General features: G+C 39.7%; 19 protein-coding genes. 10 read left to right on the top strand and 9 right to left on the bottom strand.

The features are described from left to right. Window positions 1-76 precede the first annotated feature (76 nt). Together ACQCT8_RS04905 and ACQCT8_RS04900 are read left to right on the top strand one after the other, a co-directional pair. Window positions 77-682, top strand: coding sequence for an alpha/beta hydrolase (locus ACQCT8_RS04905; RefSeq protein WP_426868968.1), 606 nt, complete (start codon window positions 77-79; stop codon window positions 680-682). 528 nt (window positions 683-1,210) lie between these two features. Next, a complete protein-coding gene (locus ACQCT8_RS04900; RefSeq protein ID WP_426868966.1) occupies window positions 1,211-1,588 on the top strand; it encodes a PadR family transcriptional regulator in 378 nt (125 codons plus the stop codon). Window positions 1,589-2,102: 514 nt separating this feature from the next. On the opposite strand, the gene ACQCT8_RS04895 is transcribed toward ACQCT8_RS04900, so the two are convergent. Next, window positions 2,103-3,287 (bottom strand): LL-diaminopimelate aminotransferase, encoded by a 1,185-nt coding sequence (locus ACQCT8_RS04895; protein WP_426868964.1) that lies wholly within the window; start codon window positions 3,285-3,287, stop codon window positions 2,103-2,105. A gap of 113 nt (window positions 3,288-3,400) precedes the next feature. On the opposite strand from ACQCT8_RS04895, the gene ACQCT8_RS04890 reads away from it, so the two are divergent. The 7 genes from ACQCT8_RS04890 to ssuD all read left to right on the top strand — a co-directional run bounded on the left by ACQCT8_RS04890 (window position 3,401) and on the right by ssuD (window position 9,364). After that, window positions 3,401-4,678, top strand: coding sequence for a DUF4139 domain-containing protein (locus ACQCT8_RS04890; RefSeq protein WP_426868963.1), 1,278 nt, complete (start codon window positions 3,401-3,403; stop codon window positions 4,676-4,678). 85 nt (window positions 4,679-4,763) lie between these two features. Continuing rightward, the gene (locus ACQCT8_RS04885; protein WP_426868961.1) at window positions 4,764-5,630 is read left to right on the top strand and encodes a CvfB family protein; all 867 of its coding nucleotides are present in this window, start codon (window positions 4,764-4,766) and stop codon (window positions 5,628-5,630) included. 86 nt (window positions 5,631-5,716) lie between these two features. Then, window positions 5,717-6,145 (top strand): hypothetical protein, encoded by a 429-nt coding sequence (locus ACQCT8_RS04880; RefSeq protein ID WP_426868959.1) that lies wholly within the window; start codon window positions 5,717-5,719, stop codon window positions 6,143-6,145. Between the two features lie 13 nt (window positions 6,146-6,158). Next, the gene (locus tag ACQCT8_RS04875; protein ID WP_426868957.1) at window positions 6,159-6,347 is read left to right on the top strand and encodes a hypothetical protein; all 189 of its coding nucleotides are present in this window, start codon (window positions 6,159-6,161) and stop codon (window positions 6,345-6,347) included. Window positions 6,348-6,565: 218 nt separating this feature from the next. Next, window positions 6,566-7,042, top strand: coding sequence for a cell wall hydrolase (locus tag ACQCT8_RS04870; RefSeq protein ID WP_426868956.1), 477 nt, complete (start codon window positions 6,566-6,568; stop codon window positions 7,040-7,042). 23 nt (window positions 7,043-7,065) lie between these two features. Further along, the gene (gene gerQ, locus ACQCT8_RS04865) at window positions 7,066-7,503 is read left to right on the top strand and encodes a spore coat protein GerQ (RefSeq protein WP_426868954.1); all 438 of its coding nucleotides are present in this window, start codon (window positions 7,066-7,068) and stop codon (window positions 7,501-7,503) included. A gap of 805 nt (window positions 7,504-8,308) precedes the next feature. Continuing rightward, complete coding sequence (gene ssuD, locus ACQCT8_RS04860) at window positions 8,309-9,364, top strand: FMNH2-dependent alkanesulfonate monooxygenase (RefSeq protein WP_426868952.1); 1,056 nt, start codon at window positions 8,309-8,311, stop codon at window positions 9,362-9,364. 49 nt (window positions 9,365-9,413) lie between these two features. On the opposite strand, the gene ACQCT8_RS04855 is transcribed toward ssuD, so the two are convergent. From ACQCT8_RS04855 to ACQCT8_RS04825, 7 genes are all read right to left on the bottom strand, one after another. Next, the gene (locus ACQCT8_RS04855; RefSeq protein ID WP_426868951.1) at window positions 9,414-10,511 is read right to left on the bottom strand and encodes a metallophosphoesterase; all 1,098 of its coding nucleotides are present in this window, start codon (window positions 10,509-10,511) and stop codon (window positions 9,414-9,416) included. Window positions 10,512-10,542: 31 nt separating this feature from the next. Continuing rightward, window positions 10,543-11,154: a DUF6241 domain-containing protein gene (locus ACQCT8_RS04850; RefSeq protein WP_426868950.1), complete on the bottom strand. Its 612-nt coding sequence runs from the start codon at window positions 11,152-11,154 to the stop codon at window positions 10,543-10,545. Between the two features lie 525 nt (window positions 11,155-11,679). Then, the gene (locus tag ACQCT8_RS04845) at window positions 11,680-12,642 is read right to left on the bottom strand and encodes a hypothetical protein (RefSeq protein WP_426868948.1); all 963 of its coding nucleotides are present in this window, start codon (window positions 12,640-12,642) and stop codon (window positions 11,680-11,682) included. An 89-nt stretch (window positions 12,643-12,731) separates the two neighbouring features. After that, window positions 12,732-12,995 (bottom strand): DUF2524 family protein, encoded by a 264-nt coding sequence (locus ACQCT8_RS04840; RefSeq protein WP_426868947.1) that lies wholly within the window; start codon window positions 12,993-12,995, stop codon window positions 12,732-12,734. A gap of 52 nt (window positions 12,996-13,047) precedes the next feature. Further along, window positions 13,048-14,514, bottom strand: coding sequence for a DUF4153 domain-containing protein (locus ACQCT8_RS04835; protein ID WP_426868945.1), 1,467 nt, complete (start codon window positions 14,512-14,514; stop codon window positions 13,048-13,050). A gap of 86 nt (window positions 14,515-14,600) precedes the next feature. Then, window positions 14,601-15,245: an HAAS signaling domain-containing protein gene (locus tag ACQCT8_RS04830; RefSeq protein WP_426868943.1), complete on the bottom strand. Its 645-nt coding sequence runs from the start codon at window positions 15,243-15,245 to the stop codon at window positions 14,601-14,603. Next, window positions 15,226-15,573: a PadR family transcriptional regulator gene (locus ACQCT8_RS04825; protein WP_426868941.1), complete on the bottom strand. Its 348-nt coding sequence runs from the start codon at window positions 15,571-15,573 to the stop codon at window positions 15,226-15,228. The genes ACQCT8_RS04830 and ACQCT8_RS04825 overlap by 20 nt, the downstream gene beginning before the upstream one ends. A gap of 141 nt (window positions 15,574-15,714) precedes the next feature. On the opposite strand from ACQCT8_RS04825, the gene ACQCT8_RS04820 reads away from it, so the two are divergent. After that, entirely contained in the window at window positions 15,715-15,840 is a 126-nt protein-coding gene (locus tag ACQCT8_RS04820; RefSeq protein WP_426868939.1) for a small acid-soluble spore protein P, read from the top strand. 22 nt (window positions 15,841-15,862) lie between these two features. Here ACQCT8_RS04820 and speD read toward each other — a convergent pair whose 3' ends face one another. Then, window positions 15,863-16,699 carry an adenosylmethionine decarboxylase gene (gene speD, locus ACQCT8_RS04815; RefSeq protein ID WP_426868937.1) on the bottom strand — a complete coding sequence of 279 codons (837 nt, stop codon included), beginning with the start codon at window positions 16,697-16,699 and terminating at the stop codon, window positions 15,863-15,865. Window positions 16,700-16,781: the final 82 nt, after the last annotated feature.

Raw genomic sequence — 16,781 nt, 5'->3', positions numbered from 1 at the left:
TTTGAAACAATACACGATTTTTCTTATACTTGAATAGCGAAGAGTAAAAGTAATTAGAAGAAGGGAATGGAGAGGTATGAAGCATATTTATAAAAAAGGGGCACCATCTAAGCCAACATTGCTTATGCTACACGGTACTGGAGGAACGGAGCAGGACCTGCTTGGACTTGCCCAATTCATTGACCCTGAAGCAGGCGTATTAAGCGTCCGCGGAAATGTATCTGAAAACGGCATGCCAAGATTTTTCAAGCGTCTGGCAGAAGGCGTGTTTGATTTAGAGGATTTGGCAATCCGAACAGAAGAATTAAAGCAATTTTTAGATGATGCTGCAAAAGAACATGGATTTGACCGGGACAACGTCATTGCGATTGGGTATTCAAATGGCGCAAATATCGCAGGCAGCCTGATTTTTCATTATAAGGATGTTGTAAAGGCAGCCATTTTGCATCACCCAATGGTTCCGATTCGGGATAAACAGCTTCCAGGCCTAAATGGGATGAATGTATTGATTACTGCTGGTGATAATGATCCGATTTGTCCACCTGAGGAAACAAACGATCTTACACAATTACTCGAAAATGCAGGCGCGCAAACAGAAGTATTCTGGCATCACAACGGGCATCAGCTGACCCAGGAAGAAGCGGCAAAAGCAAAACAGTGGTATGGAGAATTAACGAAATAAAAGATTGGGATAAATCATTTAAAAGGATTTATTTGTAAAATATGAGCAAAGGCGTTGTCTTGCTGAGGAAGCGTTTCGTCTAATGCACAATAATCCCGTCGAAGAGCCTGTGACATTTTTGTCTCAGGCTTTTTGCTTGTTAATCTTTCTAAAAGATTTTGGACATTGTATAAAAAGAACGTTTAGTAGTCATCTAGCCTGCATGACCCCTTGATTCAATAATAATTTTCCGAGCATTTTCATAGAATAAAGGAGGTTTTAAGTCCAGATCCAGCGGGGCTCTTAAATCTGCGAACATCACTTTTTTCTGGTCAAACGTCCTGGCCCTGATTTAAAGTCGTCACATCAACTATCCTTTCATTTATTTAGGGATACTAAACTTATACAGAATAGTAAGACGATTGATCCCCCTTAACAAAATGCCTGTTTTTACGCTTGCGAACATATGGTCGTTTTATTATCCTAAGGGAGGAAAACGTGGTAAAATAAAGGAAACAAAGAATCTTTTGGAGGGATGGAGGGAATAGAGTGAGTAAAAATAACCCGAAAAAATTCGCATTAAATATGAGTGCCTCCCAGTTTACGAAATTTTACATACTTCATCTTTTGTCCATCCAGCATTCAGGGATGATCAGTGAGCACTTTAAAGCAGAATTCCGTAAAATAGGCGGGAATTGGGAGCCTGCGCCAAGTACGCTTCTTGATGCTTTGCACGATATGACAGATGAAGGACTACTTCACCGGACAGATGACTATAAATCTCATGAGAAAAAGCGGCAGAAAGTGTATTGGTACCGGTTGACGGATAAAGGCAAAGAGGAATTCGGTCTGATGAAAAAGCAGTTTTTGCCATTGTTTGAAGAACAGAAACGAATTATCGAAAATATTTTAAAGACGGTCTATTAAAAAAGAGGGCGGGACAAAACAAAAACATTTAAAAAAACGAGGTAGTATTTGGTGAGCGGAGCTGAAGGTGGCGACTCAAGCGGGATATGACGGCAAGCTGAGACTTTATGGGGACATGCCCTGGAAAGGCTCAATCCCCGGTCCTGCGGAAAGTATCCACCTGAAACGCAGCGATCCGGTCAAAAAGGCTGAGACAGTTTTTGTCCCAGTCTCTTTTTTTGGATAAAAAAAGGCTGGAACAAAACTCAAAAAAGTTTCAAAAATGCGGATATATTTATTACTAGTAGTAGGTGAGCGGAGCGTAAGGTGGCGACTCCTGCAGGATATGACGGCAAGCTGAGACCCCGCAAGGCAAAGCCTTGAGGAGGGCTCAGCGCCGTCCCTGCGGAAAGCGTCCGCCTGAAGCGCAGACGAACCGGTCAAAGAGCTTGAGACACTTTTGTCCCAAGCTCATTTTAAGACGGTCTATTAAAAAAGGGCAAACGACCTCGTCGTTTGCCCTTTCTTCATGCATTTACAAAAAGGAGGGGGAGGGGAAAAGAGCCAGCTCGCCGATTCTTTCAGCTGCTTCAATGAGAACCTCTGCATCCTGTACTAACGCTATTCTTACATACCCTTCTCCTGTTGGACCAAAAGCGTGTCCCGGTGTAACAACGACATGCGCTTCGTCCATAAGTGTTTGGCAAAACTCCATAGACGTCATGTTTTGAGGGATTGGAGCCCAGACAAACATGCCGCCTTCAGGAGCGGGGATCTCCCAGCCAATTGACCGGGTGCGGGCGAGGAACATGTCTCTTCGATGCTGATAAACGGCCCGGGCCTCTTCAGCGTACCAGTCACCTTCAGTCAGCGCTCTTGCTGCAGCAAGCTGTATAGGTTTAAAAACACCGTAGTCAAGATTTGATTTCATCTGACAGATTGATTGAATGACTGACGGATTTCCTGCAACATAGCCTACGCGGCAGCCGGCCATATTAAAGCTTTTAGAAAGTGAATTCGTCTCAACCCCAACCTCTAAAGCCCCTGGAGTTGAAAGGAAACTCATTGGTTTTTTTCCATCGTAATAAAGTTCGCCATATGCGAAATCATGAACAATTAAGATTTGATGCTTTTTAGCAAATTCGACTGCTTCTTCATAAAAAGAAGACGTTGCTTGGACCGGCACTGGGTTTCCCGGAAAGTTTAAAATCATTAAGGACGTCTTATTTGCGATGTGCGCTGGTATAGCCTTCAAATCAGGAAGAAAATGATTTTCCTTTCTCAGCGGCATATAATAGGGCTTTGCTTCTGCCATTGAAATCCCTGTTTCATAGGCCGTGTATCCAGGATCCGGGACCAGTATATAATCATCCGGATTGCAAAAAACCATTGGAATATGAACCAATGCATCCTGAGACCCCATCGACAGCATGATTTCTGTTTGGGGATCAAGCGTTATGCGGTGCTGTCTGTCGTAGTAAGCTGCAACAGACTGATCAAATTCATTAATCCCGGTTAAGGTATACCCGTATTGATCTTCTGCTTTTGACATTTCCGATATCGTTTCGCGAATGAAATCGGGAGGAGCCAGGTCAGGACTTCCGATGCTGAGGTCAATCATTTGGGCTCCTTCACTGATTTTTAACTGTTTATAGGCGGATAATTCACTAAAGATAAGTGTTTTAAATCCGTCCATTCTTTTTGCATGTGGAAACTCCATCCGTTCATTCCCTCTTTTCTATGTAAGTATGATCCTGCTTAAAATCAATCTTCAACATTGTACCAAAAAGTGAGACAATAGAAAATATTGAAGCCTTTATCCGCCTAAAGGAGATGATTACCATCAACTATTGGAACGAAAGCCAGCGCAAATCCATGAATCTGATTGTGTATGAAAACAATTTCGCCCTCATTCAGGAAAAAAGAGAGTGGTCTGCCGGTACCCCGGAATGGATCATGCTTTCGAATCTGCCTCAGACGATGGATGCATCGAGTCTCAGAATAACAGGCATCCATTTGAAGGAATGGAGATTTCGACAGTCAGAAGGAATTACACAAGAATCAATATTACGCGCTTTATCAGGAGACCAAATCCTGTTTAAGCAAATAGGTGAAGAGCAAAAAAGCTTTAAATTGATTGCATCGTCACCTGACATCATCATAGAAGATCCTGATACTAAACAAGTATTGTTGAATCCTTCCGGACAGCTTTCCGTTGAACGTGTTCCGGAAGCAGTCAGTGAAGCTCCAGTTGTCACGCTTCGGGTGGAGCCTACATCGCATGCCACGGATGTAACACTCAGCTACTTGCTCGATCATCTCTCCTGGTCTGCTGTTTATAGCGGGGTACTTGAAAATGGAATCCTGCAAATAAAAGGCACGCTTCAATTTATCAATCGGACCGGACAAAACTTTACTGAGGTTTCTCTGCAGGCAATGGCGGGCGAGACAAACCGCATTGTTTCAAACAAATCGAATGAACCTTCCGTCATGATGCTAAAGGAAAGCTCTGAGTACAGTGAGGTTACAGAAGAGGGAGAGGGCGACTTGCATCTTTATACGATCCCTTTTTTAGTGTCTCTTCCTGATCGCCAGTCCACAATGATTCCTTTTGTGCAAACAGAAGCTGCTTATCGGCTATTTTATGCAGTTACCTCTATTGATGATCATCCATCCACTGTAGTCGAATGGACACATATGAGTGAGATTCCGCTGTCAAAAGGTAAAATAACATTTTATTATGGATCTAATGGGCGGGAGTACTTTGCGGGAGAAGAAATGCTGTCTTTTACACCAAAAGGCAAAGAGGTCCAATCTGTTTTAGGCAAAGCTGTTGATATTGACAGTGAACATGAAGTGATAAGAAGCTATCTGAGCGGGGAAGATACTGTCGAAGACCATGTCTATAAGATCACAAGCAGAAAAGAGTCACCGGCTGAAGTGATTATTTCACATGCAATTTACGGAAGGATGTGGGAATTAGTAGATGCTTCCGCCGACATCCTCCTGAAAACGGCAAATGAACTTCAATTGAGCACAACCGTTCAGCCAGGCGAAACCAAAATCGTTACCTTTTCCATTAAAATCATTAAACAGAAACGAAGAAGTTAAGATCAGACTTTTATCAAGAGATGTACATTTAGCAGTGTTCATGGTAGATTAAACAACAATGAGTCGTAACAGGAGGAACTAGTTTATGTATGAACAAGAAGAATCACTTGCTGGCACTGTCCAGCGTTTAACCGTAGATCGTGAAGCACCTTTTGGGTTTTATTTAATTAGAGGGGAAGATGAGTATCCGTTAAATGAGTCCGAGGTCACGGGAGAACTGACTGTTGGAGAGGCGTACGATTTCTTTTTGTATGCTGACCGAAGAGGACGGGTTGTTGCTTCAATGAATATTCCTGAAATCCGGAAAGGATCTTATGGCTGGGCAAAAGTAATCAAGGTTAACGACAGGGATGGAGCTGCACTTGATATTGGCATTTCCCGTGAAGTAACGGTCGTGGCCATGGATCTTCCTGCAGCGAAACATGTCTGGCCAAAAGCGGGAGATTATTTATATGTTACGCTTCGCACAGACCGTGCCGGCAATATGTTTGCGCGTCTTGCAACAGAAGAAGTTGTTCAGGTTCTTTCCAACCGGGCAGACCCGGAACTTCATAATAAGGAATTAAAAGCACGCCCTTACCGGTTACTGCGTGTCGGCACATTTTTGCTTACAGAGGAAGGATATCTTTGCTTTGTTCATGAGAGTGAACGATATGAAGAGCCTCGCTTAGGAGAAGACGTGTCAGTTCGTATTATCGGAGTCAAAGAAGACGGTACGCTAAATGGCTCCCTTATCTCAAGAAAACAAGACAAGATGCTAGATGATGCTGAAATTGTCTATGAATATCTTCAAGAACATGGCGGGACTATGCCATTTGGCGACAAAAGTGAGCCTGAACTCATATATGAAACATTTGGAATGAGTAAAGGTGCGTTTAAAAGAGCGTTGGGCCGGCTTTATAAGGAAAAGAAAATCATTCAGCAGGATGGAAGCACATCTCTTACAGAATAGCAGGCAGAAAAAGCGGGCAGCAGCTTGCTTTTTTTGCATGTAAGATAAAAAAATACTGAATCCAAAGATAGGAAGGAGAAACCACCATGAACATTGAATTGAATAGTCAGCAGTATAAAAAATTGATTCAAGCCCTCTATTTGGGTGATCTCGTCCTTCATTCCATGAAAGAAACAGAAGAGGGTCAGGATGAAGAGTTTATGAAGACAGAGCAATATTTGCTTTCATTTGCAAAAGAAGCGGGATTGGAAGAATACGTTGAGTACGATGAGACGCTTCAGCAATATTTCCCGACCCCCGCAATGGAACAGGAATTTGATCAGGGGATGAGAACCTATGAACAGGAAATCCTTTCAGATCAGCTTGCTGCTGTATTAGCCAGAAATGAACTGGAAAGAAAAATGGCCAGTAATGAGCTGAATCAGGACGAAGCCATTGAATTACTATTCACGCTTGAAGAGAATTATTTGGACCAAATCAATCAAAAAGGATTCAAAAACTTACATCTTAAATAACAGGAGGGTGGATATGCGTTTTCAACCGGCGATGATTGCAGTAAATGTTATTTTTGCTCTACTAACCGGATTCTGGGCAATTCAAAACGTGGTTAGAGGAGAATACGCCATGGCTGCTTTGCTGGGAATTATTTGTTTGATCAATGCATTTATATCTGTCAGGCGTTATCAGATCGCAAGGCTGTACGATGAGGAACAATAGCAAATTAAGAACGCTCTCTCTTGAGGCTGGGGTATCCATTAAAAAGTATCTTATTTGAGAAAGTATATACCGTAAAGTGAAGTGAACCGGCATGCGAGCTTGAGACATTTTTGTCCCAGGCTCGTTTTTTTCTTTTTATAGGTTGGGCTGCTGGACAAGTTCCCTTTTAGGCTATGGGTCAATATCTTAACTGTAAAGGCTTAAAGAGGGTGATTCAATTGGGAAGACCCATCAAACATACAGATAGAGATGTAGATTATTTAGCCAGACTGATGCTATCAGAAGCAATTGGAGAGGGTCCACAAGGAATGAATATGGTAGGAACTGTAGTAGCTAATCGTGTTGAAGCTGACTGCGCACCAGACTTCAAAAATCTGAGAAATATTAGACATGCGATTTACCAAACAATACCAGGTACTGGAATTCCTCATTTTGAACCCGTATTGAATGGAACTCTATATTCGCAGCGTCCAGACGAAAGTGATTTGCAGCGGGCAAGAGATCTGCTTCAAGGGTACAGAGATCCTCGTGCCAGAGACAGTTTGTGGTTTTTTAATCCAAGTCCAGGCAGTAAATTTAGAGCGCCATGCACCGAAACAATGCCGCGATCACCCATGACACAATTTGAATTTGCCTTCAGGAATCATTGTTTCTATGTTGGTGTGCCAGGCTATTGTCCAGAATTTTACCGATAAATGAAAAGGGAGCTGATTTAGACATGAATTATGGAAATTATAATTACCCTCAGGGATCGATGATGGGAAATCAAGGTATGCAAAATTCAGGGGGATTTCCATTAAATACGCCGTCCGGGCCATCCTACTCAGTACCCGTCATGCCAATAGGTACAGGTCAGCAATTTCCAACAGGGGTAATAGAAGAGTCATTTATCGAAAATATTCTGCGTTTTAACAAAGGGAAGATTGGCACGTTTTATTATACGTACCAGGGAAACAGCAAATGGAACGCAATGATTTACCGAGGACGTGTAGAAACGGCTGGGCGGGACCATATCATTATTAGTGATCCGGAAAGCGGAAAACGATACTTGCTTTTAATGGCAAATCTTGACTGGGTGGAATTTGAAGAACGCATTAATTATCCTCATATGGAAATCACACCGGCACAGCAGGCATCACTAGACACATCCGAGTAAGAAAACAAAGGTATCCAAATAATCTATCTTGTAGACAAGAGAAAATTTCTGCTTGAGTCTGCAAGGTAGTTACATACGCAAAATGGCTTGCAGTGAATTTATTCGCTATAGATTGTTATGAAAGTTATTTACTTAAAAGCGAACTATTTATAGTTTAATTCGATCGGTACTGAAACAGAGCCTGACACAGAACCCTGGATACATTTAGATAATTTTATTTTTTGTCTCAATATTATAAGTATTCTACGGTTTTGAGACATAAATCATGAAATGCAGTTAACTTCCTATAATATATATTATGTAAACTAAAAATAAAAAATGATTTAAAGCTAATGTACAGACTCCCCTTGCCGCATTCCTGTGCGTTCCAATACACTGGCGGTTATATTTTTATTTTATTTCACATCGAGCACTCTGACTTTGCCGTTAGACTTACCAGCTTATTTCGATCTATAAAAGCTAATCAATGCTCAGGTTGAAATTAATCATTCTCTTTTCAGGCTTCATGATTCTTTAAAGCTGAAGCTCGGTATGTTCATTCGCCATGAAGAAGTATCATTTTTTAGTACAGTTATCTATTGTTGACATATTCTGAATTATCATTTAAGTTTAGTACAATCATACATAGTACTAAAGATTTTTTATGATCTATTTGCTCTTCAATGGGCAAACCAATCATAATTATTTCCGGTTCTTTATATATATAACTCATACAGCTTCTTTAAGACGAAGCATTGTGCGAGTTAATTTTTAGCCCGTAAAACCTATTATTCTAATCGGAATAATATAATATAGGAGGATTACAATGAATATTTTTTGGTTTTTACCTACTGCTGGTGACAGCAGATATTTAGGCACGTCTGTCGGGAAACGCGAAGTTACGATTGATTATCTTCAGCAGGTTGCGCAAGCGGTTGACCGTTTAGGCTTTGACGGTGCCCTGCTGCCGACAGGACGAGAATGTGAAGATTCATGGGTCGTTGCATCAAGTTTAATCCCTCTTACAGAACGGATGAAGTTCTTAGTTGCCATTCGTCCAGGGCTAACCTCCCCTGCTATCTCTGCAAGAATGGCCGCGACGTTTGATCGTATTTCAGGTGGACGAGTTCTTTTAAATATTGTTCAGGGTGGAAATCCTATTGAACTGGCTGGCGAAGGGCTTCATTTATCGCATAGTGACAGATATAAACTAACGAATGAGTTTTTAACAGTTTGGAGAAAGCTTTACTTAGAAGAATCTGTTCAATTTAAAGGAGATTACCTTGACATAAGGGATGGGAAACTAGGGCACGAACCGGTTCAAAAACCCCACCCTCCTCTTTATTTAGGCGGCACTTCAGATTCTGCTTATGAGGTGGCATCAGAGCATGTTGATTATTATTTGACATGGGGAGAACCGGTTGAAGTTGTGAAAGAACGAATTCAACGTGTAAGGAAGCTTGCAGAGGAAAAAGGCAGAAGCGTAAAATTCGGGATTCGCTTCCATGTGATTGTGAGGGAAACGGAAGAAGAAGCCTGGAAAGCAGCAAATAATTTGATTAGATATGTAGATGATGAAGTGATTGAAAAAACTCGAGAGAAATTTAAAGTGTTTGATTCATCTGCTCAAACGACGATGACCCAAACATCACTATCGAACAAGGACTCGCTTGAAATCCGTCCGGGCATTTGGGCAGGAATCGGGCTTGCACGTGAAGGAGCTGGGACAGCCTTTGTTGGAGATCCGCATCAGGTTGCTGAAAACATGAGAAAATATGAAGAAATAGGAATTGACACCTTCATTCTTTCGGGGTACCCGCATCTTGAAGAGGCTTATCATGTAGCAGAGCTGCTGTTTCCTGTTTTAAACAAGAAAAAATAAATATTTAAAAAGCTTGCAGCAATCATTTTTTGCTGCAAGCTTTTTCTCGTCAATCAAATGAAATATTGATCACCGCAACCTCTGCTCTGCTTCCGATCCGAATCGGCGGTCCCCATGTGCCAAAACCGGAAGACACAATTGAATGAAGATTTCCCTTTTCTAAATATCCCCAATCGTTCTCATAGAGCATATTCGTAATAAGATTAGCAGGTGCTGCCTGACCTTTATGGGTATGTCCTGAAAGAAGAACATCCACCCCTCCTTCCATCGCCTCTTCAATCTCCACAGGCTGATGATCAAGCATAATGATTGGACGGGTTTTATCTAATCCATCCACTAATGCATCAACTGACAGACGTTCAGGATCTGTCAAATCCTTTCTCCCACTTACATAAAAAGAATCTGCGACAAGCTCTGTTTCATCAAGTAGCATGCTGATTTGAATTGCTTCCATTTCCTCTATAATATCATCCAGGTCGTCCCCGTAATATTCATGATTACCCAGAACAGCAAAAACGCCTAAAGGCGCGTTAAGTTGTCCAAGTTCACTGCCCATTTTCTGCTTAACATACGGATCCAAATTGTCGTCGATAATATCTCCCGAAATTAAAATAATATCAGGCTGGATGCTTTCAGAAAGCTTTGTAAGACGTTTTAGGTGACTGATTCCTACAATGGGTCCCAAATGAAGGTCAGACACCATTAAAACCTGAAGATTTTGATAATAAGAAGGCTTCTGTATATGAATATCATAAGTTCTTGTTGTGGGACTCCATGCGTTAAAGCTGCCATATAGAAAGATAAAGAGATACACTCCAATTACTGTGATTCCGGTCCAGTGAATAAACCTGTCATTTTTCTGTTTTTTAAAAAACCAGACAACAAGATTGGCAGCGGGCAGAAGGAGCAGGCTGTATCCGATCACTACAAACCAATAGGCCCCGGCTAATTCGAAAAAAAAAGTTGAAGTGCCTCTGCCGATAAAATAAGAGAAAGTGAGTACTATGATCAGCAGGCTGTACCATCTTTTTTTTATGGGAAATTTTGCTGCTCTAAGCCACTTCCAGCCGTTATGAGCAATATAATAAGAGAGCAGACCATACAATATAATAGAAAGTCCGATGGTTAAAAGTTGAGAAACGGTCATTTACGTATCCCTTTCCTCTGTTGAATTGAGTTTAATTCGCCATACTCTCAATATAGCGCTGCTCTTCTTCAGTACTTAATATTCCCGTTGCTTCTCCGACAGTGCCGTCCTGCATTCTCCAAATTTTATTATGTTCTTTGTCTATTTTGGTGAAGTCTCCTTCTTTCCAATTTGTAAGAATTTCGCGGTATACCCTTTTATTTTCAGTAGTAATTTTCGTAGTGTTATCGAGTCCATCTAAAAGCCACTCAATTCTCTTAGGATGTATTTCGTAGAAGCCCCACTTTTTGCTTGCTTTTATTTTCTGATGAGTCATGCCGTGGATGTATTCCTGGTAATGAAAGTCATCCAACTCATCCTGACTTACTTTCTTTTTAAACGGATTTAATCCCTCTTTTTCGTACTGCTCGAGATCTTCATCCGTAATCGTTCCGGCAGCAGCTGCTCTGGATTCTTCCGTGAATTCCTCTTCATTTTCATCAGAATCGCCAGCTGCAGCAGAAGCAGGATCTTCAGCAACATCCTCTTCGTTCTCAGTTTTTTGAAGTTGATCTCCTTTGTCAAGCCATTCATAGGAACTCCAAGCAATTAAACCTGCTGCAATTAATGCGCTTAAAACAATCGGGACAACTTTTCTTGACAAAGATCAGCACCTCTTTCAACAATTTGCTTACTATTTATCGTACATAATCTTTTGAATGTAATCAACCAGTATTTTCATGATGTGGGATGGATACCCTCCTGTATTTCAGAGAAAAAGAAAAGCAGAGTAGAAAGAGAAGAAAATGTGGCGATTTAATCATAAAATTGATATAAAAGCACGTTTCGCTGCCTCATAATGTTGTTTAATAAAAGTTCTTTTTAAATTGAGTACATTATCTGGCATATCTCTTTGAAAACAAACATACAATTTATTAATCAACTGCGAATCGTGACGAGGCAGCAAACAGACAGAAACATATTGTAGAAACTTTTGTTGTTTCGTTCATGAATAATCAAGGTAAAGAACTAGTAATAATTTATAACCAAAAGGAGGAAGTAAAAATGAAAATAAAAGTGAAAAGCTGGAGAATGCTAAGTGCTCAGGACAAACTGTTTATATTAGAAGCTGTCAGTCACAGATCACAAACAAAAAATCAATTGAAAACAGTTTCTTAAAGAGTTTTATTTAGTATAATTCCATACCTTCAACCAGCGCATTGGTATCGTTCATTACATCAGCGAGTTGTTCTTCCGCATTCGTTATTTGTACCTTTAGCTCTTCACACGTCTGCCCTGCCTGATGTATGACGTTCTTTAAATTATCCATTGTTTTATTGATCCTTGAATGAACCGTCCACTCAGAAAAAAGATCATCAAAAAAATAATCTGCAAACGTCAGAAATGACCCCCTATCAATACTTAGGTCATCTGAGAATACATGGTGAATATCCTGCAGCTCTGTTTCAAAACGCTGCAATTCCAGCTGCGCCTTGTGGATGGCGTCTTCTGAGTCGTCCAGTCTGCTGTGCTTCATGGCTGTAGCAATTAATCCCCCGCCAAGAAACGTATCCCAAGTAGACATATCCTTAGCAGACTGCATATGTTTAAATGCATGTTCAAGCGCAAGTACAGCTTGTTCTCCTGCTGTCAACGCTTCATTCATTTCAATAAGCAGTGTATCTAAATCTCTTCTTAAAAGCTGTAAAGAGTCCAATTGCTGGCGCTGAGTTTGTGTGTGTGATCGAAGCCAATTTTCTTTTTTCTCCATAAGAAGGTCCCATTCCTGGTCCAGGCCGGTCCAAATAGGGTTTTGGAGTTTTTTTACAACAGCCTCATAGTCCTTCTGCACGTCACGAACCATTTTATCCTCTTCGTTCCACTTAAGTTCTGCCTCAGCAGCTTGAGCAAGTTCCTTTTCCCGCATTCGTTCTTTTTTTCCGATTGCTTCTCTAAATAAATTAATGAACGAAAATTGATCAAGATCGTGGACATCCTGCTGTTCTTTCGTAAACAATTGATATGCTTGGTCTCTTTTTCTTTTCTGGTTATGTACTTTTTCTTCAAGGATGTTTTTTCTTCTTATAAGTTTATTTCTCGCAGCAATTTCTCCTTGTAAAGCAATCTGTTCCTCCACTAGCTGATTCCACATATTCATCCCTCCTACACTTTTATACGACTTTAAAAGGTAAAAGTTTCAAAAAAGCCCAACACTCAGGAAAGGGAGTGTCGGGCTGGACTCTAGTGGCGCAGCAGCTGCATCTTATTCTGCATCTCCTGTATTTGCAGTCTTTTTCTTTGAAGCGTATCCTCCTGCTCTTCATTTGCTGATTTCATAAGCTTTTCAAGATCCATAAAAGCCTGTTCAAGTTGAAGCTGTGCCTGCGTGTACTCTTCATCATTCCAATGTTCCTGTAAAGAGGCTTTATCATATTCCGTTTGTGCAGACAAAATTGCTTCCTCACAATGATCAAGGCAATGCTGTACAGAATCTCTTGTAGCCATATATACTCTCTCCCTTATTTTAAGATGTTAAAATAGTATGCTCAAAAGTACATTAATTAATTGTAAGCTCCTGTAATTTTCGGATTAATTGCTCCTCAGTCAAATTATAGGACTGCCATTCTCCTGATTGGTTCTGCAGCTTTTCTCCTCTAATTGCCACCACTAGATCTTCAAGTCCTGTTACATCAGGATTGATTTGATAAAGTTTAATCAATCCCAGCTTACCGGTATCAGACATTTGATTTAAATAATTCAGATCAATTTTTCCGGTTAATGTGTACCTTTCCAAATTTCTGTCCACCACAATGCCATCAATATTAATTATGTTTATGGTGCAATAAAAAATCAGGGCGGAAAGTATATAAAAATGAATTAAAGATAAACGTTGAAGCCACACTTTCATCATTGTGTAAATAATAATGACAAAAAGAAAAATGATAAAGGCGTGAACCAGAATTCTTGTGAAGGTAAAACCGTACGCCTGTTCATATAAATGTAAACGCATAAATGCAGAAATCAAAATAAGCAAACTGCTCCCCAGCAGAAAACTAAGCAGGATTTGAATACTCTTCTTATAGAATGTATGATCCTGTTTTACAAAATGAAGGATCAAAACCGTAAGAGTAAGATTGATCATTGTAACCGTTACAAGTTCAAAAAAACCACGCCGTGCATACTCTGCATATGTGAAACCTTCTGCGAGATCACCGTTAAAAAAGTAAGCAAACTGAATCACCAGATAAAAGAGATAGACGAGATTTAAAAGAATCAGCAGCGTCATGACCACGATTTGATCAAAGCCTTTTATTAGTCCCGGATTGTCTGATGTCGAAGTTTCTGTATAAACAAAGGCTGCTTGGAAAAATCCATAAAATAAACATCCGAACAGTAAAACGATCAAGATGTCCTGCACAGTATTTGCTGAAATGAGAGTAAACCAGGTTGGAATTTGAGTCATTATGGTTGTAAAATATAGATCTGATGACATTAGCAACGCAATCACAATGAAAAGGAGCGGCATGGACAACAACAGCCCATAAAAAATTTTTGACCATACTTTTCTTTTTTGCTCATCCATATTTCGACTGAATAAGCGGGTGCAGTACTTGAATAAATACACATTTTGATTAACAGACATTGTCAATTTTTTTAGTCCAAGCGGAATGAGTGTCTGCGGGGTAAAGAAGCTGGAGGTGCTTTTAGGTTGTATACGTAACAGGTAATGTAAAAACATTAAAGCAGGTATAACCAAAAAATTAAGCAAATAAAAACCGTTTTGGTCGTAAAGAAAATAATTTGTGGACAGCACCAGGATACAAATCAATAAGAAGTTCCCCATTCGTCTGTTGTAAAACGAAAGATTCCGGAGAACGATAAAAAAGACGATATAAAACAAAATAACGAAAATAACATATGAAATGCCTGCTTTAGGGATGAAAATTAGCTTATCTAACACAAACCCTAAAAAAAGACTCCAGAGCAAAATCCACCATTGGTCTATAGTCAGTTTACTACTCATCTTATTTCCTCCTCTGTTATAAATACATAGAAATACTATGTATATAAGCATAGATAAACTAGGTATTAAGGTAAATGATAAGCCCCTTATACAGAGGCTCTCCTTCCCCACTTATAGCTTAATAAACTGATTGGATACAGAACAATGGTAATAGCGATGCAGCTCAAAATAAATTCATGGGACAATAAAGGCGCAAACCAATGCTGAGGGACAATTCTAAAGACAACCAGCACCATCAGCGTAATATTTGGAACCAAAGAAAAGATAAACGTTTTTCTAAGAAGTGAATGTCCCTTATATCCAAACCCTTTTCCGATTTCGTAACCAAGCAGAGCCCAAAAAAATAAGTATATAATACTGATTAAAACAGGTATGCTGGTTAAAAGAATCCAGATATTTTGAATCCAGGCCCATTCATATACGTTATAAAAGAAGGTTAATAATCCTCCCCCAAGAAAAATGAAAATGTTGCAGCTGGTGAACAGCCATTTCATCTTACCCGGAGTAACGGACTTTTCCTGCAGCCACAAGTGAGCAATTTCCTGCGGAGTCCCTAATCGTTCCGTTACATCTCGTTTACTCACCTCTTCTATTGAATCTTTTGTAAACTGTAACTCTGTAATCAGCTCTTCCAGGTGTACTTCATACTCTTCAAGGATTGATTCTCTATTTGGATGATGCCGCAGTTCATTGTCCAGGTCGTTAAGATAATCAATCTTCAGCCGGTCCATTCTTAGCTCTCCCCATTACTTTATTAATCACCCCAACGAACTTTAGCCATTCATCCGTTTTTTCCTGAAGAAGTTTTTTGCCTGGTTCTGTAATGCGATAATATTTACGGGCAGCCCCTTTAAGCTGTTCCTGCCAATAAAACTCGATATACCCCTGTTTTTCTAACTTATGAAGAGCGGGATACATCGTTCCTTCCTTCATACTTATATCCTGATCACTTCTAGCTTCTAATTCTTTTACTAACTCATATCCATACATGTCTCTCTCTTTGAGCAACTGAAGCATCAGTAATGAAGTACTCCCTTTTACTAACTCCCGATTGAACATATAATCACCTACCTAGATATATTATGTATATCGTTATTCTACCCACTTAAGAATGAAAAAGCAAACTACTTCATATTTAAATTTACTTTTCAAGGTTAAATACGCATTTGTCTGTTCAAACTAAAACAGGAGGTGATAGACATGTCAAAAAAACAAGAAAATAATAAGCAAACAGAATCCACACAGCCAAAGCCAATGAGCGGTTCTCATAAAGTGAAAAACCAAAACCATTCAAGACAAAATAAAAACAGCGGTCATGATATGTAAAAAAAAGCTCTGATCATTAAGATCAGAGCTTTCCTTGTTTATTTTTTATATTTGGAGGAAGATTCTTTCCATAAAAGATTTCATCCATTTCAATTTTCAAACGATGAGTTATGTCCTTAATTTCTTCATCCCCAAGTTTATCTTTTTTATAGCCGAAAAGATAATTATTAAGGTCAAAATCCTTCAGTTTGCATTTTGTATGGAAAATATTTTGAGGATACACATTTACATCGATCATATCGTATTCTTCTTTAATTTCTTCAGGAATAAAATTTTGAATTGAATTAATATCATGATCAATAAAAAGTTTATGACCATCTACGTCTCTAGTGAAGCCTCTAACCCGGTAATCCATTGTCATTATATCAGTATCAAAAGAGTGAATCAGATAATTTAATGCTTTTAGAGGAGAAATTTCTCCGCATGTTGACACATCTATATCCGCCCGAAAGGTGCTGATGCCCTCATGCGGATGATATTCGGGATACGTGTGCACCGTAATGTGGCTCTTATCCAGCTGCAAAGTCGCAATGGACGGCAGTGGTCCTGGAGATTCATCAAAATGATCTGTTGGCACTTCTACTATGGGTCCTTCGGATACTAAAATCGTTACACTTGCACCCTGTGGTACGTAATCCTGCTTTGCAATGTTTAAAACATGAGCACCAATTATGTCCGCTACATTAGTTAAAATCTTTGTCAGACGCTCAGCGTTGTACTGCTCATCAATGTATTCAATATAAGCCTCTCTTTCCTCTTTTGATTTTGTATAACATATATCGTACATATTAAAACTTAATGACTTAGTTAGATTATTGAATTCATGCAATTGAATTCTTTTTTCCTGCGAAAGCTTCATAGTCAAAACTCCTTCATGTGTTACGGGTTTATAGTTTATCTTACCCTTTCGACTTATCACTAAACGATGTCTTCCTTATGAT

This window comes from Jeotgalibacillus proteolyticus (genome assembly GCF_050107735.1).
Lineage (GTDB): Bacteria > Bacillota > Bacilli > Bacillales > Jeotgalibacillaceae > Jeotgalibacillus > Jeotgalibacillus proteolyticus_A.
Note: the sequence above shows the minus strand (reverse complement) of the source record. Positions and strands in the feature narration are given on the sequence as shown.